Origin of the sequence: Peribacillus butanolivorans, assembly GCF_001273755.1 — a bacterium.
In the GTDB taxonomy this organism is placed as follows: Bacteria; Bacillota; Bacilli; order Bacillales; family DSM-1321; genus Peribacillus; species Peribacillus butanolivorans.
The window spans coordinates 4,172,932-4,192,636 of the sequence record NZ_LGYA01000001.1; the positions used below are offsets into that span (position 1 = coordinate 4,172,932).

Annotated in this window: 15 protein-coding genes; 3 read left to right on the forward strand and 12 right to left on the reverse strand. The window is 38.7% G+C overall.

All coding sequences use genetic code 11. From position 1 onward, the window contains the following. The first annotated feature begins 61 nt into the window (after positions 1–61). Complete coding sequence (locus AKG34_RS28090; protein ID WP_161804954.1) at positions 62–229, forward strand: hypothetical protein; 168 nt, start codon at positions 62–64, stop codon at positions 227–229. 13 nt (positions 230–242) lie between these two features. Here AKG34_RS28090 and AKG34_RS19265 read toward each other — a convergent pair whose 3' ends face one another. The 8 genes from AKG34_RS19265 to AKG34_RS19300 all read right to left on the reverse strand — a co-directional run bounded on the left by AKG34_RS19265 (position 243) and on the right by AKG34_RS19300 (position 12,851). Then, the gene (locus AKG34_RS19265; protein WP_053347587.1) at positions 243–698 is read right to left on the reverse strand and encodes an SRPBCC family protein; all 456 of its coding nucleotides are present in this window, start codon (positions 696–698) and stop codon (positions 243–245) included. 174 nt (positions 699–872) lie between these two features. Then, positions 873–4,043, reverse strand: coding sequence for an ATP-binding cassette domain-containing protein (locus AKG34_RS19270; protein WP_053347588.1), 3,171 nt, complete (start codon positions 4,041–4,043; stop codon positions 873–875). A gap of 270 nt (positions 4,044–4,313) precedes the next feature. Then, on the reverse strand, positions 4,314–4,448 hold the full coding sequence (gene sspL, locus AKG34_RS19275; protein WP_053347589.1) for a small, acid-soluble spore protein L: 135 nt from the start codon (positions 4,446–4,448) through the stop codon (positions 4,314–4,316). 182 nt (positions 4,449–4,630) lie between these two features. After that, positions 4,631–6,970 (reverse strand): RNA polymerase recycling motor HelD, encoded by a 2,340-nt coding sequence (gene helD / locus AKG34_RS19280; RefSeq protein WP_053347590.1) that lies wholly within the window; start codon positions 6,968–6,970, stop codon positions 4,631–4,633. Positions 6,971–7,894: 924 nt separating this feature from the next. Then, positions 7,895–9,436, reverse strand: coding sequence for a malate:quinone oxidoreductase (locus AKG34_RS19285; protein WP_053347591.1), 1,542 nt, complete (start codon positions 9,434–9,436; stop codon positions 7,895–7,897). Positions 9,437–10,201: 765 nt separating this feature from the next. Next, on the reverse strand, positions 10,202–10,957 hold the full coding sequence (locus tag AKG34_RS19290; protein ID WP_053347592.1) for a 3-hydroxybutyrate dehydrogenase: 756 nt from the start codon (positions 10,955–10,957) through the stop codon (positions 10,202–10,204). Between the two features lie 38 nt (positions 10,958–10,995). Then, positions 10,996–11,427, reverse strand: a complete 432-nt coding sequence (locus AKG34_RS19295; RefSeq protein WP_053347593.1) for a lipocalin-like domain-containing protein — start codon at positions 11,425–11,427, stop codon at positions 10,996–10,998. 110 nt (positions 11,428–11,537) lie between these two features. After that, a complete protein-coding gene (locus AKG34_RS19300; RefSeq protein ID WP_053347594.1) occupies positions 11,538–12,851 on the reverse strand; it encodes a GntP family permease in 1,314 nt (437 codons plus the stop codon). 429 nt (positions 12,852–13,280) lie between these two features. Between AKG34_RS19300 and AKG34_RS19305 the strand changes: the two genes are divergently transcribed. Then, positions 13,281–14,186, forward strand: coding sequence for a LysR family transcriptional regulator (locus tag AKG34_RS19305; RefSeq protein ID WP_053347595.1), 906 nt, complete (start codon positions 13,281–13,283; stop codon positions 14,184–14,186). A 53-nt stretch (positions 14,187–14,239) separates the two neighbouring features. Here the strand turns inward: AKG34_RS19305 and AKG34_RS19310 are convergent, their stop codons facing one another. The 4 genes from AKG34_RS19310 to AKG34_RS19325 all read right to left on the reverse strand — a co-directional run bounded on the left by AKG34_RS19310 (position 14,240) and on the right by AKG34_RS19325 (position 18,167). Further along, a complete protein-coding gene (locus tag AKG34_RS19310) occupies positions 14,240–14,800 on the reverse strand; it encodes a competence protein ComK (RefSeq protein ID WP_053347596.1) in 561 nt (186 codons plus the stop codon). Between the two features lie 849 nt (positions 14,801–15,649). Next, a complete protein-coding gene (locus AKG34_RS19315) occupies positions 15,650–16,528 on the reverse strand; it encodes a phosphatidylinositol-specific phospholipase C/glycerophosphodiester phosphodiesterase family protein (protein ID WP_053347597.1) in 879 nt (292 codons plus the stop codon). A 227-nt stretch (positions 16,529–16,755) separates the two neighbouring features. Next, positions 16,756–17,073, reverse strand: a complete 318-nt coding sequence (locus AKG34_RS19320; protein ID WP_053347598.1) for a protealysin inhibitor emfourin — start codon at positions 17,071–17,073, stop codon at positions 16,756–16,758. Between the two features lie 32 nt (positions 17,074–17,105). Continuing rightward, positions 17,106–18,167, reverse strand: coding sequence for a M4 family metallopeptidase (locus AKG34_RS19325; protein WP_053347599.1), 1,062 nt, complete (start codon positions 18,165–18,167; stop codon positions 17,106–17,108). Positions 18,168–19,095: 928 nt separating this feature from the next. Between AKG34_RS19325 and AKG34_RS19330 the strand changes: the two genes are divergently transcribed. Beyond that, positions 19,096–19,620 carry a DUF4309 domain-containing protein gene (locus tag AKG34_RS19330; protein ID WP_236695025.1) on the forward strand — a complete coding sequence of 175 codons (525 nt, stop codon included), beginning with the start codon at positions 19,096–19,098 and terminating at the stop codon, positions 19,618–19,620. The last annotated feature ends 85 nt before the right edge of the window (positions 19,621–19,705 follow it).

Consider the following 19,705-nt stretch of genomic DNA (forward strand, 5'->3'; position numbering starts at 1 on the left):
GCCTTAACTTGCAGTAACATTTCACCTTTAAAAAAAGAGACCCTTCTTGCGGAAGGGTCTTTTGAATAATCCTTATCTTTCACAAGCGATCAAGTCTTTATCAGGTCGCTTTTTTTATTGGCATCATATAGTGCCTTTGAAACATGGGCTTGTATTTCAGTCTGAATCCATCTTGAAAAAAGATGGATCATTTTCTATCTGTGTTATTGTGTCGATTGCGGAAGATTGACTTAACAAAATCATTATCTACTTGTTTCTGCTTCAGCTACATTTTTGACACGTTCTAAAAATTCAACTACCACTTTATCGGTAGCAAACAATAAAAATAATTTCACAAACCACTTTAAAGGGCGATTGGTGACTGTATATGTAAAGGAAGTCTTATTATCATTGATTTTATTTAGTTCATAAAAAGCTGTAATTTCAAACATTTTAGCAAGTGTAAAGCCTACTTTTAGCTTTTTCTCATTCGTTGCATTCGAATATTCTAATGTTTCTATATCATACTCTTCTGTTCGTTTTCCTTCTCTATATTTTTGGCGATATACACTTCCAACCACTTCTTCCGTTATTTTAATGGGCTTCTGTTCAACTACTTGAGGCATGATTTGTTGCATATTTTCTACAGAACCATCAAGAAACTTCCAAACCTGTTCAATTGGAGCGTTTATTTCTATTTCTTTTGTCCATTGTTTCAATGAGAATCACCTCTACCTATATTATATTTACTTTACTATGTAAAACCAAATTAACAACTGAACTTATATATTCTTGGGTCCATTTGAATAATCTAGGATCACCTGAGCTTCTAAAAAAAGTCCGCCATTATCGGCGGACTTTTTATCAATAGAGTGCTGCTAAGTCAGTAAAATTTATTTATTCTGTTCAAGGCATTGATAAACCGCCATCATATCTCGTTTGTTCAATTCACGGATCCGAGCGAAAATGGGAATATCGGCAACGGCGTCAGTACGTTCACTTTCAGCCACGGCATCTTTTACTTTTCCCGTCAGCCAGGTCTGCACGTTGATGTCCTCGACGATTGCTTTACGACCTTCATCATCGATGCCACTGGCATGACAACTCACACAGGGTATCGTTAATTTATACACACCGTCATGGATGTTATCTTCTGAAATGACTTTCTTGCCATTACAGAATGGGCATTTATGACTTGCTTTAATTTTATTGATTTGGGTAACGATTTTTTTGTAGCCAAATGCTTCATAGACATAGGTTAGTTTTTTGTATTTGCCATTGGTGAAATATTTATCAATAATGGTTTCTCTTGTTTCGTTAATATTGGCAAAGTCACAGATGGTGATTTGGTTTTTGCTGCTGATTGCTTCGATATTGCCTTTAATGCTGCCCCAGAATGGCAGGGTATTTTGTAAAACCACTTCATACCCGACGAAGCTTGCCAGTTCCAGTTCGAGCATTTTCAACTCAGCTTTTGTTTCCCGAGGAAGGAATGAGACATCATCTGTAAGTGCGATATCGCCGCCCACAATCGTTTTTAGTTTTTCCAGTTCTGGCAGCTTCCCTACAATTTTGATGACTTGATCAATCGGCTGTTGGATGATCTCGCGAATGTCTGTATCACCAAACGTTAGTTTTTTATGATGGTTCAGGACCGTTCCTTGACAGACAGGACAGGCGATCATCTCTTTTGATGCTTTCATCTGCTCTTTAATGATCGATTTCGATATGAACATATAACGTCCAATGATGAAATTGAATCCTTCCCATGTCCTTGATGCCTTGCCTACTTTATCGTAAAAGGACTTTTCCCAATACCCATATAAGAAGGTCTGCTTTTCGGCATCTGTCATCTCATTATAGCTTTTACTAATGTCGTGACCGAGTTCATTCTTGATCTCATCAAACAGGAATTGCAGCTTTGAATGTTGATAAAACTTTAGTACTTCCATCACGTCTGGATGTAATAAGCCATCCCAGAATGGCACGTTTTTGTCTTGAATGACGACATCAAAGTCAAATTTTTCAATGACCCTGCGGCCAGAACAGCTTGGACAATGATTTTCTGCAGAATAGAAATCGAAGCTTCTTGTATCTTTATTGGTCGGATGTGCTGCCACTAGATGGTTGATCATTCCGCCCAATTCATAAAGAAACGTATATTGACTGTACAAGTGCCGTTCAAGATCGATGGCAATCACAGGTGCGATCGTGTCTGACTCGTATTCACCATAAATCACACGAGCAATTGGTGATAAGCTTTTTAAAATGCCGCCCTTATAGACGTTCTCTGCCTTTTTAAAATAGTCCAGATGATTTTCCTGTAAATAATTGATGCCATTTTTTGACCGAAGTGTGGAAGAGATTTGCAATGGCTCCACTCGATCTTCACTGTTTTTGTGTCGATAATGCTCATCATGACTGACAACGTCAAGATGCTGGACAGGCGCAAGCTGTCTTTTACCAAAATCAACGATATAATCTGAGCTTTCCAGCATATAACCATTATGTTCAATCATGATGATGGAGACTGATTCATCCTCCAGGATGACCCTGACACTATCAATGAATTGGTTTAAAATATTTTGCGATAACCCTTTTGAAGGCTCGTCAAAAATAAACAGCGTGTGTGGGTTTCTTGTCTTCGCGAAAAGCTCGGAAACTAAGTGGACACATTGAAATTCACCAGTCGATAGTGTTTGTGTTTTTCTTTCTAACGTCAAATAACCAAGTCCAAGTTTGATCAATAAGCTCAAGCGTTTATGAGCGATGTCTTCCTTTGGCAATTCTTCGATAATATCTTCAATCGAACGCTGAAAGATATCATCAATTTCATCACTGTATTTGGTAAGTTTCTTTTTAATATCAAGAAACGTCGCAACGGTTGATCGACTGGTAATCGATTTGTTTCGGTCCTGCCCGACCATGACCAGCTTATCCTTTGGATACCGCTTCTGAAAATCCTTGGAGATACATTCATTGACAAGTGTAGATTTACCGCAGCCTGACTCACCCGTAAAGGTAACGAGCCTATTATTAGGAATCCGGATTTCTTCCATTTGAATATTACGGCAGTAAAGATCCTGAAATTGATAGTATTCCGTTGGCGTTGCTTCATTTCGTTCCCAGCTGATTGGTTTGGGACGTGGTGATTCCTCAACAATTTTCCCGCCATATTTCCCGCTGCCAGGTCCAAAGAACAATTGTTCATCTGTGCTATCTAACACCGTGTCTGAGTGATCAATGAGCCAAATTTGATTTTTATAACCTAATTGCTTAATCTGTTCTAAAATCTTCAAAAGGGTTTGATGATCAAGACCGACGGAGATCTCATCAATGATGATCACGGTATTTTCACTTGTTGCCATGAATTCGGCCAAATAAAGCCGTGTTAATTCTCCCCCTGAAACTGTCCCCATAATACGATTTAAGCCTAAATAACCAATATTCATATTGATTATATTTTGGAGAATATGCTGTTTAGCTTCACTAATATGTAATGTCTCTGCAAGTGAAAGGATCGTTTCAATGCTTAAGTTGTTAATATCGGAAATAGTATGCGGACGATCTAATAATTCAATGGTATATTGCTCGACTTCTTGATTGTAGCGCTTCCCCTCACACTTTGGACATTCGACATTTTTCGTTGTACCGCGTCCTTTACAAGTGGGGCACCAGCCTAAGGCATTATTAAATGAAAAAACTTCCGGAGAAAGATTGAATTTTTCTGCAAGACAAACACGAATCTCTTTAAACACACCAGTATGTGTGCCAATGGTTGAACGGGGATTGGCTGAAATGGATGATTTGCCGAGAAAAAGGACCAGCGGCATTTCTTCCATCTTGATGGCGCTGAAGTTGGTTTCCATAATATTAGGAAATAAATACTGATATTCAGACTTGGGCAATAAGGAAACGAGACGCTTCTTGGATTCTTCCCCAATGGTTTGACAAAAAGTCGTTTTCCCGGAACCGGATAACCCAGCAATTCCTAATGATTGGTCGTCTGGTAGTGATGAATCTAAATGGTTTATATTGTTCGCTATTAATCGATTTATTTTCATTTGTAACTCCTCTCCATTTTATTAAGCTCAGTCTTTCATATTAGCACAGCGACAAATGTATTTGGTGTTTTTTTAACGGTAGCATCCTTCTATTCTTTCACATTCCACTGCTCCAAAAACGTATGATTCATCGACAAAAATCGTAGACTTAGGATAGGGGTTTTTTCCATAATCAATAAAATGATTAGAGCCTTCTTAGATTATAAAAGCCCCTCTCGATTAAGAGAAGGGCATTCTTTACGAAGTATGACCATATTTTTCCCAATACACTTATTTTGTATTGGACTTTTTTGCCTTGTTTTCAAGCTCACTTTTGGGCTCAGTGGCGAATTCGACATCTTTTCCATGTCCCTGCGGGTTAGCACTTGGTGCGATTTGGCCTCTTCCTGCTGTCTTTTTACTCATTTCCTTCACCTCCAAGTATATTATGTCCGAACTGTTGTAAATTAAAATGGAGGTCGTTTCTTTCTGTGAACGTATCCCTGCAATCAGGAACTTATAAAGTTTTATCCCAATAAAAAACCTGCATAGAACTAAAGTCTACACAGGTTTCAAAAAGCTGTTTTCCATATTTGGGGCCCTCTTTGTTAATCCAATGTCAGAAGTAAACTATCCGTTGCAGCGTTGAACAAGAAAGGACTGGGTTCGCCCACAGTATAAATCTGCAAGTTATGCATAGCCCTGGTACATGCGGTGTAGAACAATCTTCGTAAGCTCTCATCACCGTATGATTGCACAGATGCATCATAAATGATGACAGCATCAAATTCGATGCCTTTAGCCAAATAAGCCGGAATGACAACAACACCCTGTTCATATTCATTTGTGCCTTTCTGTACGAGTTTAATTTCACCGATAGTACTAAGGGCATCGTATGCAGCGGCACTTTCCGCAGCAGATTTACATATTATTGCGATTGTATTATACTCACGACCTTGAAAGTCTTTGACTTTAGACACGATTTTGTCGTGCAATTCATCACGGTTCGACACTTGAGTCAGTACAGGTTTTTCGCCTTCACGGTCGAACGCCTTAATTCGACGGCCTTCAGGAACTAGTTCACGTGTAAATTCTATAATCTGCTTTGTGGATCTGTAGCTTTGAGCCAAGGTTATACTCTCGGTTTCACTTATTCCATATAAACTGGTAAGAGTCTGGAAATCTACCCGTTCGCTGGCATGAGCGAATATTGCCTGGTTAAAGTCACCAAGCACGGTCATCCTTGCAGAAGGAAACAACCTTTTCAAAAACTCGAATTGAAATGGAGAATAATCTTGTGCTTCGTCTACAAGTACGTATTTTATAGAGGTATTTGTCTGAAATCCTAGGATTAGCTCCTTCAGCAGCAAAAATGGAGTCGCGTCTTCGTAATGCAGTTTACCTTCGTCCAGCATTTTTTGCGTTGATAAGCAAATTTCCCTTTCGACAGGTGTTTTACCCTCGTTCCACAGATCGATACGTGTTTGATCGTCAAAAAGTTGCTTGTATATTCCCTTAATGTCGATAAAATGAAGTGCTTTTATCCGTTTTCGTAACGTCTTCAATTTCTTACGAACAATCATGCGCGCGAGCATTTTATTCTCTTTCTCATAATCGTCAAAGGAATCTTCAGTATGGCCGCGTTTTTTCTCTAAGTAGGTGTATACCTTCTGATAGTCTTCTTTGCTAAGATACTCGATTTCCTCCTGGACCCAAGGTTGTTTCAACTCAACCTTTTCCCTTTCATCAAGTAAGTCACATAACCACTCTTTCAACTTTTCAATCCTATTGTGAAAACGTAGGGTGGTGTCTGTGTTATAAAATCTTTCTGAGATTTGTTTGGCGGAGACGAGCATTTCCCCTCGAAACCTTAACCCTTTAAAGATCATTCCAGATAATTCTAGTGATTGACTGTATGTTTTGATTATCTCAAAGAAGCGAATTGAAGCCTTAAATCGGATACTCGCTGTCCTAGTGCTATAGGAAGGATCATCCGCTGCAGTTAACAAAAATTCTAATTGCTCATAAGGGTCCTCAACTTGAAATGAGTCAGTCAGACGATGATCCAAATATTCCTGGAATGTTACCTGCTGCATATTCTCTTCGCCAAGTTCGGGTAGTACATTGGATACGTAGTTATTAAACATTGAGTTAGGAGAGAATAGAATGATTTGATTGGCTTTTAGCCTATCTCGATACTTGTAAAGCAAGTAAGCGATCCGTTGGAGGGCAGCAGATGTCTTACCACTGCCAGCGGCTCCTTGAACAATGAGCAGACGTCCGCGATCGTTCCGGATGATCCTATTTTGCTCCCGTTGAATAGTGGACACAATACTGTGCATATGCTTATCCGTCCCCTTACCAAGCACCTGCTGCAGTATCTCATCTCCAATAGTGAGACTCGTATCGAACATTGATTCGATAACCCCTCCCTTGATGATATATTGCCACTTTTTCTCTAACATCCCCCGAATTATGCCTCCGGGAGTTGAATATTCTACAGGGCCGGGAGGATAGTCATAATAGACACTCGAAATCGGAGCCCTCCAATCGTAGACAATGAAGTTTTCTCCTGTTGTATCAGCAAGAGTGGAGGTCCCAATATAAATATGTTCCGTAAGGGAAGACCCTTCTTCAGTTAAATCAATTCGGCCGAAATAAGGCACTTCCTGCATGCGGCGCAGTGTTGACAACCTCTTGAAGGCATATCTATGTGCGCCTTCGCTTTGTGACAAGTCTTGAGCCTGCTGTCTTAAACCAATGATCGTCTCGAGGTAATCATCGAAAGTATCCATATTAACCTTGAGGTCATCCCAAAAGTGTTTACGGATATTAACAACTTCTTTTCTACGCTGGGAAGTTTCACCTTCTATTTTGCTGATTTGCTTCGTAATTGTTTCTATCACCTCATCCAAACGTTCTTGCTCCTGCCGAATTTCATTGTTCATATCAGACACTCCTTTAAAAAATGAGAAATTAGGGGTTGACTAGAGGTGAGTTTTACCTTATACTTATAGTAAGGGGTAAACTGTTTTTATATATTTATAAATGTGTTTCTATACTAATTTATCACAATCTCTGAATTATATCAATGTATATTGCACATCAGTTGCCATATTAAATCGTCGTTTTTAACTCTAATTTAACATGTAAAGTCAGTAACCAGTTGAGCAAGTAGCTTGACTGGTTATTTTTATGACTATGTACATATTTGAAAGCCTCACTGATTTGCTAGTCACTGATTTCATGGCAGCTGTGACACTCTCATCAACGGCGATTCGTAGCATCCCATGACATAACGGCAGATCCTATCCACCCATACCGATCTTTATAGAGAGGGCTTCTAATTTTTAAAACAAATGTGATTGAAACGGAAGGCGTGAGACTCCTGCGGGAATAGTGCGTCCAAGGGAGACCCCGCAGGCAGCGCCGAGGAGGCTTCCGGACCACCCGCGGAAAGCGAGTGCCTGGAGTGGAAATCAATTATCGAGTTTGTCTACAGCCTAAATCCCCCCTTTATAGAGAGGGCTTGTTTGTTCTGCAGGGTGAGTAAAATACTGAATAATCCAGGATTAAAAAATGGATAGCCCCAAAAAGACTATCCAGCGTCATTCACTCCACTACTCTCTCATTTATATGCTGTTAAAAAATCATTTTACCCTTACCCCAGTTTTGATCAAGGTAGGTGGAATCCCCCCATTTTTTGCTTACCATCACCTGTGATCCGGTTCTCCGTGCCCATTCTAACTGCAAATTCCAAAAAAAGAACCTTCAATCCATATATAGATCGAAGGTTCCATGTTTTATTTTTCATTCATTGCCTTTTCAATCTCTTCATCAAGAAAACATTGTCCTTTGATGAAAAATGTTGCTTAAGCTTTTTGAAGTGACTTTGTTTCTGCATCTAAAGAATTAACTTGGTTCGGCAAGTCTTCGTTTAGTCCAAGCGCCTGCGCTGTTGAAGTAAGAAGTTCGTGGAAAAGCTCTGGGTTCTCCACTAGTGACACCCCATAAGAAGGTATCATTTCTTTTAATTTCGGTTCCCACTCTTTTAGATGTTGCGGGAAGCATTTTCTCATTACTTCAAGCATAACGTGAACAGCGGTAGAAGCACCAGGAGAAGCGCCTAGTAATGCAGCTATCGTGCCATCAGCGTCACTAACCACTTCCGTACCAAATTGAAGTGTTCCTTTGCCGCCTTCAACAGTATCCTTGATAACTTGCACACGTTGGCCAGCTACCACTAAATCCCAATCTTCGCTTTTGGCGTTCGGAACAAACTCACGTAATTCTTCCATGCGCTGTTCTTTCGATAACATAAGTTGCTGGATCAGGTATTTTGTCAATGACATCTCTTTTGCGCCTGCTGCCAACATAGTTACGAGATTATCCGGTTTTACTGAAGTTACCAAATCGAGCATTGAGCCATTTTTCAAAAACTTTGGTGAGAAGCCAGCAAACGGTCCAAATAGCAACGATTTTTTGTTGTTGATATATCTTGTGTCAAGATGCGGAACAGACATTGGCGGAGCACCAACCGAAGCTTTTCCGTATACTTTTCCATGATGCTGCTCTGCAATTTCCGGATTGTTACATACCATGAATATTCCACTTACCGGGAATCCTCCAATATGTTTTCCTTCAGGAATACCGGTTTTTTGCAGTAAATGCAAGCTTCCTCCCCCGGCGCCGATAAAGACGAATTTTGCAGTATGGCGTTCGACAGTACCGCTATCGAGGTTTTTCACTTTCAATTCCCACAATCCGTCGCTAGTACGTTTAATATTATTAACACTATGTTTATAGTTTAAATCGACATTCTTAGTCTTTAAGTGGTCAAACAACAGACGCGTTAAGGCGCCAAAGTTGACATCTGTTCCAGAATCGATTTTTGTTGCTGCTATAGGTTCATTTAAAGTTCTGTCTTTCAACATAACTGGAATCCATTCCATCAGTTTTTCCGGATCATCGGAAAATTCCATTCCTTCAAACAATGGATTGTTTGACATTGCTTCAAAACGTTTTTTCAAAAACTTTACATTTTCTTCCCCATGTACGTAACTCAAATGAGGCAATGGCATGATAAAGTCCTGCGGATTACGTATCAGATTGCTATTTACAAGATAAGACCAGAACTGTCTTGAAAGCTGAAACTGTTCATTAATTTTTATAGCTTTGCTAATATCTACGGATCCATCCGGTTTTTCGACAGTATAGTTAAGCTCGCAAAGTGCAGAATGCCCGGTACCCGCATTATTCCACTCGTTAGAGCTTTCCTCTCCTGCGTCTGCGAGTTTCTCAAACACTGTAATTTTCCAGTCCGGTACTAACTCTTTTAGCAATGTCCCCAAAGTCGCACTCATGACTCCGGCACCAATTAAGATAACGTCTGTTTCAGTTTGTCTGTTACTCATTTTTACCATATCCTTATACCCAAGATTTGCAGAAAGGATGTAGACGCTCCTGCTTAAGCGTCACGGTAAGCCAAGACGCAACCAAGGAACACACCTTTTCTGTATGCATTTTTAACCCTATATAGTATATCACTATTATTTATAGATTTAAATATCAACTATTATATAACACCAAGATCTTTATCCAGCTTCTTGCAAAGGTTAAGGCTTTGGTTTGCCGTTATCAGTGAACCGCCACGCTTCTTAGTTGCACTGTGCTGGATTATTTTAGACATGAAAAATGTTCCCCCTTCTTTTGCAGATATTTCAAAATAACGTCAGATTTTCGAACTCTGGGAATATCCCCCGTTTTAGTTATTTTATTTAATCAAAAATATGCACTTCAAACATTATATAACAGTTTATGACGTAGTTGGATACTTTGTCGTTATATTAGATGAACTTTTTTAACTACCCTTTTTAATAAAAGGAAATCCCGGGTACATTTTCCACAGAAAAGGACAAACATTTAAAAAAGGCAGTCGTATTCAATATGTTATGAGAATCGTAAAAAAATTATCCGCCGTATAGCCATACGGTGAAACGATATATATTTTTACGAACGATGGAATTTATAAAACGATGTTATCGCAAGTAAAGTGAGGAAACGGTACATAGAGTGGGATGGTATTTGTTTAAAGATTCCCATACAAGTAAAGTAACCAAAAAGCATGATTTCCGCGGAAATCATGCTCCTTTATATTTATAGGGGATAAGTCGGTAAAATTAAATCCCGCCTGCAACGCCTATTTCTTCGCCTGTGATGGCTCCTGCACCGTCTGAAGCTAAGAATACAGCTGTAGCACCAATTTCTGAAGGCTCTAGTAAACGTTTGATCCATTGTTTACCTAGGATGTGGTGGTTTAGAGCCTCTTCTACAGTTGTTCCATCTTGTTCTGCAAGTTTTGGTAGTTGTTTTTCGATTAATTCTGTACGTACTGGGCCTGGCTCAATCGTATTACATGTGATACCTTTCAATGCGTTTTCTAATGCTGTTACTTTCGTAAAGCCAACTTGGCCAAATTTAGCAGCACAATAAGCAGATTTATAAGCATCTGGAATTCTTCCGTGAGCTGAGGAAATATTGATAATACGTCCTTTTTTCTGTTTTTGCATAGCTGGTAGTGCATGTTTAGTCAATAAGAATGTTCCTTTTAAAATAACATCATTTACAAGATCCCATTTTTCTACAGGGAAGTCTTCGATTGGAGAAATGAATTGAAGTCCTGCATTATTGACTAATACGTCAACTGTACCACGTTCAGCAATGACTTGTTCGACAGCAGCTTTTACGTTTGGTTCGTCTGCTACGTTTACTTTGTAGCCTTTTGCATTGCCTAGTTTTTCAGCTGCACTTATAGCTGCTTCTTCATTTAAATCAAAGATTGCTACAAAATCTCCATTATTGATGAAAGATTCTGCAATAGCGTATCCAATCCCTTGTGCTGCCCCTGTTACGATTACTGTGCGTTCGTTTGCCATAATCCCTATCTCCCTTTGTTCATATTTTCGATTTAACTTTAATGTTTAGTTACTCGTTTCCAAATAAGTTTGTCTTCTGGATGAAGACCATTGAAAATAACCACTTGGTCTCCCTCAATTTTCGCGATACGAGGCTGAGCCTGATTAAGCCAAGTTGGATTCAAACTGACATCCATATGATGTATTAACTGATGGTTTTCTTCATCTACTTCAAACTGTCCTGAATAGGCCAAATACCCATGCGCAGCTGTAGCCATTTCTTCTAGAGTCCCTGAGTGCAAGTCTCCAGATTGATAAGCAGGACGCCCAGATGCCATGAGTTGAGCTGACATATAGCCATCTGGATTATACATAATGAAACCTTTTGCATCTTTACCCAAAGGATAAATCACGTGTCCATCAGCGTCTTGCGTTTCGTATGAAACCAATGACCATGTACCAACTACTTGATCACGCATTGATTTCTCCATTCTTAATCACCTCCTTAAAATGTGGTAGCCTTCTTACATGTAAGCTTGTCCTGTACTCGTTTTTCGATTTCTTAGTAGTAGATAGACTTTTTATCACTAGATTTTTGTGATCAATAGAACATAATACCAATCACCAATGCGACGATTAGTCCGATTATGTTTGGTAATGTCATGCTATAGAAAGAATATTTAAAGGCATTTTTATGATTCAAGCCTGTTAATGCGAACAATGAAAGAATAGCACCAGCATGTGGTAAGCCTGTAAATACAGATGAAGCAATCGCTGAAATACGGTGCATCGCATCTGGATTCACACCCATAGCTAGATAAGACTGCGCGAATGCCTCCATCGCAATTCCTAGTCCTCCTGATGAAGAACCTGTAATGGCACCAAGTGCGGCTGAAGCGACTGTTAAGCTAATTAATGGGTTACCCGGAATTCCTAAAATGAAATTTGAAATCACTTTAAACCCTGGTGCCATGGTAATCACTACACCAAACGCAACAGTTGTTGCTGTGAAGAAAATAGGCGTGATTGAACCATTCGCACCTAAGCTAAGTGCAGCCTTGTGTGACGGAATGTATTTGTGGAAAAATGCAGCCGATACTATAATTGCTGCCGCCAAGCCAATTAATACGATATTGGCAACCTTCATTGCACTCCCTGTAAAAATAATAATAATTAATATAAGAATCGGTAAAATACTTATAAAGAATGAAGGGATTTTTTCTTTTAAAATGGCTTTACCCTTATCTTCTTGTGCATAAGTAGCAAAAGTTTCACCATTTGCCAAGCTTTTATTCAACGCATACCTTAAATAAAAGATCCCTACTACAATGGCAACAATTGTTGCGGCAATCCCCATTAAAGGAGCTGCAGTTAAAGTAGTGCCTAAGTAAGTCGTTGGGACAACGTTTTGAATCGATGGTGTCCCAGGAAGCATCGTCATCGTAAATGTCCCAATCCCCATAAATACGGGAATAACGACTAAATTCCATCCGATATTTAATTGCTTAAATAAAGGTTTCGCTAATGGAACCACCACAAATAAAACGACAAATAAACTAATACCACCGAAAGTTAAAATAGCGCTGATCGCATAAATTGCAATTAATACGGAAAAGGGTTTTTCTGTACCTGTGATGGATAGTACCTTCTCTGCGATTGCCTGTGCTGCGCCACTTTTCTCTATATACTGTGCTAAAATTGCACCTAATAAAAATACGCCAAAGAAATTTATTAAAAAGCCCGTTAGCCCTGTCATAAATGATGTTTCATTTCCAATTAAAGAAGGAAAGAAATTCATGCCATTCGTCACAATGACGACAATTGAGGCAAGCGGGGCGATAAATACGATGCTAAAACCCTTCATTGCTAGAATGACGATTAGAGCAATCGCAATTAAAATACCGATTGTACCCATAATGTGTTTTCTCCTGTCTCTATCTTTATTTTGTAAGATAAATTCGCATGTAGTGTATATTGCTATAGAGTGACCATTTCAACTCAATAAGAAGTATCATTCATAAAAAAACACCAATGAAAATTTTCATTTGGTTTTCTTTGGATCACTACTTCATTATTTTGTTAAACAGACGAAGATTAAAATTTCCCCTTAACAAGTGCGTGCAGCACCACCGTTTTCAGTTGTTTCATGAACCATACCACTTTCATTTCCCCCTGGACATAAGCATTTGTTACGTTCCCGTTTCCCCATCCCCCTAAATTAAATGCGTTACGAATTGTTTTAAGCAACAACTACTATTCAAATATAATATTTTAAAAAATATAAGTGAAATATATAATAATGATATATTCTATAAATTTTAGTAATAAATAAGGGCGTGATGGTATGGATTTTAAACAAATACAGTATTTTACCGAAGTCGTTAACCAAGGAAGCTTCTCTAAAGCTGCTGAACACTTATTTTTATCACAACCAAACATCAGTAAAACAATAAAAGATTTAGAAAAAGAACTGGATGCTAAGTTGTTAACTAGAACCACAAGGAAGATTGAACTGACCGATACAGGAAAATTACTCTATCATTACGGGCAACGCATTTCCCAATCGATCGAGCATTTTTATGACGAATTAGATGATATTAAGAATAGTAAAAAGGGAAATATAAAAATGGGCATTTTTTCAACGCTTGGAACGGACATTTTCTCTGAACTCATGGCTCTATTTCACATAGAATATCCTCTTATCACTGTCCGATTCGTTGAGGATGGTGCCCTTCATTTAAAAAATACATTACTTAATGGCGAACTAGATTTAGTAGTAATGCCCTTACCCATTGAGGATGAGTTTGAAAGCATTCCATTCATGAAAGGCGATTTACGTCTTGTTGTTCATCAGAACCACCCGCTTGCCAATCAAGAGACCGTATCCTGGGATAATTTAAGAGAAGAAAGTTTCATCATCTTTCGGGAAGGCTACCAAGTTCATGAATTAATCATGCAAGCATGTAAGCTAAACGGCTTTGAACCAAACGTTATTTGCGAAACATCACAGTGGAAATTCATTATGGAAATGGTCTCCTTTAATCAAGGAATAACAATCCTCCCTCAAAGTGACCTAAAGGAAATTGATGTAAGCGAAGGAAAGATCAAAGTTATTCCACTTATCCCCCATATAAATTGGCAAATCGGTATCGCTTGGAAAAAAGACAGCTATATCTCCTACGCTACTAGAACTTGGATCGATTTTATTAAAACCAAGCTTGAAGCCAGCAGAGATCAAACCAAGAGATGAGTCATTTCCAAATGAAAAAGACCACCAATTTGGTGGTCTTCCTCTCATTGATTTTACGATTCATTCCCTTTCACCCTGTAATGAACCTCCCCAGGTTCTTTGCAAAAGGTAATTCCGCTTCCCGGTTCGTAATAAAAGGTCTTTTTGCCCAAAGAGCGTTCTTGAAAGGTCGTATGCAAATAGGATGCTTGGTCCCTTTTGAAGGCGAGCTGATTTTTACTCAAGGATACAGGAAGGCAATGCCCATAGTTGGTATGGACTAAGGTTTCTTTATCGTTCAGTTCCTCTAAGTCACGAATGTGGATGTAGGAAAACCAAACACCTCCGCTTTTTCGGAATGAGCGGGAAGAGAACCAGACCATTCCAAGCTGGGCGTTTATACAGACTGGCAGCCTGTATTTTCCACCAAGCACAGATTTGGCTCCTGCAAGCCCGCCATCAAGATCCAATCCAAAATAATTTAGCGTATTATTCAGGATTTCTTGGCGTGTCTGTGCAACATGGAACGTGTTCTCTCCTTCCACTATAGTGGTCATCTCTATCCCATTTGAATCATACCGTTCCATCATTGCAACGGTTTCCCTATTCATTAAATAATTCTTTCGAATAACCATTCCGTCCCCCCCCCATTTTTGTTGTTTTTCAAAATCACATTTTCCTCACCTCCTAAAAGAAGTGTAAAGCCATCTTACTAGCCTTTCGATTTTGTTTTGTCATTGATTAAAATGAAATAATAGTGGACGCTCTTTTTAGGGTCATTGATGAGTGATAACAAGGAATCATCTTGTTTCCAAGGTGAGGCGATTTTTGATAGCAGTTGGTTGATTGCTTCTTCAGGGGGGATATTATGATGTTTGTAGAGTAGATAAACGTATGAGCAAAGAAGATTCTAATGTTGAGATTTGGACTTGCGAGATTAATATTTTCTTCCCAAATAGGATAAAACTCTTCCCTGAAGTTGTAACTTTCATATCTTGATTTGCCATTCATTTCACCTCTTCGACCATTATCCTTTTTTTTGCTTTTTTTGTAAAACTTCTCTCGTTTTTATCTCTTCCAAATTTCGTTCTCTTTCTGACTAAATTTCAAGTTTAATTGGCTTACTCTTTATAAAATCCTATTAGAAAGTTATAATGATTGATTTCCTCATGGAAACTGTTAGTCAGTTTCAACATATAGTGGTTAATTTGTGTCTATTTATAGAAATAATAAGTAAAACCAAAGCGAAAAGTGAGTAGAGATGCAATTTCGGTGAACATTCGGTGAACATATGATTTGAACGCAAAAAAGCCTATTTTTTGATAGACTTTTTTATTGGTTTCTATTATTTTTTTCCACTCTAAGAATCTTGATATATGTTTTACTTCAAAGAAATATGGCTTAGTTGGCGTCAAAAATAAACCAGATAACTCGCTTCACTAGGATACGGATCGTCTGGTTTATTGATAAAGAATATGAATTGGCTACCACTTAATATGCTGTTTCGTAGGTTGTGGATCATTTTCAAGCAGGTATTGCTGTAAGGCTGGAAGGTCATCTGTGTTTACAAGGTCTACTCCTGCTTTTAGCATCTCATCCCATACAGCTTCACGGTTTGGTAACGCTGCGTCTGGAGTTGCCCAGAAACGAACCATTTGGCCGTTAGCATGCGCCGTTTTGACAACATGATCCAGCTTTTCTCGTTCAGCTTGAGGCATCTTACCAACACCCTGCCATGTAAAATACTTTGTCCAGTTGTCACTGATTACAGGTATGAATTCATTAGGTGCATCAGATCCCAGGTCACTCATTCGGCCATCGAATGTGGCATAACGTACCTTCTGGTTTTCCATTAGCTCACGCGGTCGGTTTCCAGAAATAATGACGGTAACAGCACCTTGGTTTACCTTTGATTTTGAAAATTTTGTAACCATTTTCTTGTATTCTACAAGTTGTTTATCGATTTCTTCATATGTAGCTTTGTCCTCGGATTTAATATCGATCCACAGTAAGAAATCTTGGTCACGATTTTTGTAAACAGAGCCTCTGTTTTGCTTCACTTTTTCTTTTAATGGATCTAAATAAAGGGACTTAAGTGTCCGCTCTGGTTTAACATTGATTTCATCATGGGCTACTAGTAATTCACCGTCTTTTAGCCAGACGTCCGCTTCTACACTTGTGAACCCATGATCCAGTGCATCATAGAGAGGACGTGCATGCTCATAATCATTGTGTGCGTGCGCTTTTGCAATCGGCACTATAACTTTAGGTTCCTTCTTAACCTGTTCAGCGGAAGCATTTGTTGATGAAAAGGGCATAGCAACAGCAACAGCTAAAGACATCGTTAGCCACCATTTATTCATATTCATTTTCCTCCTCTTTATTATTTCACCTCTATCGTAGCTTTTTATTCTGATAAAACAATGGTATTTACAGAACCTTAACGGAATTTGAAAAAAGTGTTTACATGAAATAGTTCTTTTACACAAAAACAAGCGTAACTGAAATGCTCAGTTTCGCTTGTTTTTTAGGTTAATCTAGGTACACCTTTCCTCAATCCACCCTTATTAACTCCAAAATTTGATTAAGGTTATTCTGCCATTTTTATTTCAATGGCCAAATTACGTAAATAATCTAATAAGGGCCGTACTTCCTCTGGAGCTGTTGTGTCAGTAAATGAGAAGGACTGTTTCTTTTTTTCATTTACTATATCCAGCTGATATGAAAACGCGTCCGCTCCTTGAGATTTAGCTCCGACTATTTTACTTAGATGAGGATTAGAAAGATCAGCTGTCTTCATTAAATTCTTTAATTCTTCATTTTTCTCCTGCGGCAATTCATTTGTATCTATTTGAAAATTCAAGTCGAGGTTGGCAAATCCCCCTATGCAGCTAAATTGGATATGCATGTTGAATGAAGCCTCCTATTCATAGAATATAACTACTCAGGCAGTCCAACTGCTTTGAAAGCATCTTCAATTGTTCTTATAGCTGTATCAGTAACTTCTCCACTATCAACAAGTTTTTGTGCTGCCTTGAGAACAATTTGTACGAATTGATTGAAATTCGCCGTTGCAAATAAATTCTGCATCGCATTGAACCAAATCAAAGCTGCTTTGTCCGTTCCGATCTCCATAGATACAAGATAAAAAGCCTTGTTTGGTATCCCACTATTGATATGGACACCATGATTATCTTGCTCTCCTCGATAGAAGTTCTTCATATGATCAGGTTGCATATCTTTCCCCATTAATTTATTATCAAATGCAGTACCTGGAGCTTTCATGGAACGGAGAGCTTGTCCTTTTAGTGTTGGTCCCATTATATCAGCACCGATTAACCAATCCGCCTCTTGTGCTGATTGCTTTAAATGAAATTGTTTGATAGTCACTCCAAACACATCTGAGAGATGTTCATTCAAAGCCCCTGACTGGCCTTCATACTCCAATCCACTGGTGAACTGCGTAACACCATGTGTAAGTTCGTGTCCAATTACATCAAGTGAATTTGCAAAATTGCTAAAAATAACCCCATCGCCGTCACCAAATACCATTTCATCTCCGTCCCAATAGGCATTTGTAAATTTATCCCCATAATGAACGTTCAGAATTAGATCAAGGCCTTCGTTATCTATTGAATTACGGTGTAAAACATCCTTAAAATAGTCACGCACAACTCCACTATAATCATATGCATGGTTAACTACAGAATCCCCACTTGATCGATCTCCTTCTTTCCTAGCCTCATTCTGTCGGAGTTTGGTCCCTCCTTTACAATCATAAACATGGCGAGCAGATTCACCTTTACGTTCTGATCCTGCATCAGTTAAAGCAACAACACCGTTAATATCATATTCTTTCATGATTCTACGTCTGCGCACTTGACGGCTTTTCGCTATACTGATCCGTGCTGCTTCTACTTCATTTTGTGCCAAATTCTCAAGAATGTAGTTAGGTACAATGAAACACTGGCACTTCATTTTCGAACAATCTTTTTTGTGCATATTTGACACCCCTTCATGATTTTTTTTACAAACAGCGCGACTAGTCTTCACCGTAATTCATGGTAATTAGTAGATTATCTGATTCGTTAACATTTGATTTTGCTGCTCTCCTTTTATCTACAACACATTTCTATAGATTACTTTCGCCGTACCTACCTCATTTCCCTCCATTCCATCCTTAGTTCCAGTGTTCTTGTTTTTCGGTTTGATCACTCATTTTCATTTCCTCTTAAAATAAGACTCTTAACTCCCATGAAAATTAAAAAAGCTCAAAATCCAGAAAAAACCACAACAAAATAGACCCAGTAAAAACGCTTTTTAAAAAAGGCTGAGCCTTATGAGTGATCTGATTGAGTTTGGTAAATCGTTAAACAAAAACCTCCAATTATAGCAAATTAAGTAGAGGCTAGCGCGACGACCAAAAAAGGATTAATCTCCCATGAGTGCTACCCATAAAGGGCGCGACAGTCGGTGGTACACCGTGGTCGTCGGAGTCAGACTAACGGATGGGCTCAAAGGCACCATAGTTCAACGACCTTCTTCGCCAGCCATTAAAACATTATCGACCTAGAAACCAATTTTCATTCTCTGTGGTGAAGCGCTGATTTTTGCGCTTCATGGATGGCTAACGGGAGAGTTTAGTTGAAGTGGGAAATTTGGATATTTGCTTACCGTTTTAAATCCGTTTTTGTTGTTACTACTAATAAAAGGGGTAATAATTTTAGCTATTATTTTTCTTTATTTTAATAAGTGATTAACTGGAGCATCAGAAATTTCCGGGGACATCGGTTGAAACAGTATATTCCCTCCTGTAGAGTACTGCTGGATTAACAAAAATTTTCAGTGTTCTTTTTTTTTGAAAAAGACGTATTATATTTAGGGTGATTCGTCAATTCCTGTTTAGAAAGGGTGTTTAATTTTGAAACAAGTGAAAGGTTTCATCCGAAGCTTCACCATTTTAACACTTGCTTTTCTCATGTTTAGCGGAGGGGCAGCTTTTGCTTCTGCTGCTTCAGAATCATCGAAGTCCACGCCAGATCTCTTGATTCGAAAAATCATGGGTTTAGCTTATGAATCCCAACAATCGATTAACAGTGAACCTTTTTCTGTTGGTGATTCGTTGAAAAAAGTAGAAAAAGCCTGGGGTCCACCAGAAGATCTAAGTACCGTTGCAGCCAATTATTGGAGCCGTAATGTTCGATTCCTCTATGACGATTCAACAGGTAGAAAAACGATTACCGGCATTGATGATTTTGATCCTCAGTTGCAAACCATTCATTTATCTGAGTTGAAGGGATTGATTGGTAAACCTGTAAGTGAAGAGGAGCAAGAGGGAATGTACTATGTCACCTATACTGATAACAAAAATTATAAAGTTGTTTTCGTGTTTGAAAGCGCCTGGATTAACCCCGTTCCAAAATTGTATATGTATACGCTTGAATTGGCGGATTAATCATGTAAATAATAAGTAACAATCCACATAAGGAATCGTCTTTGTAATTCATAGGGGACGATTCTTTTACTTAGAGCAAAAAAAT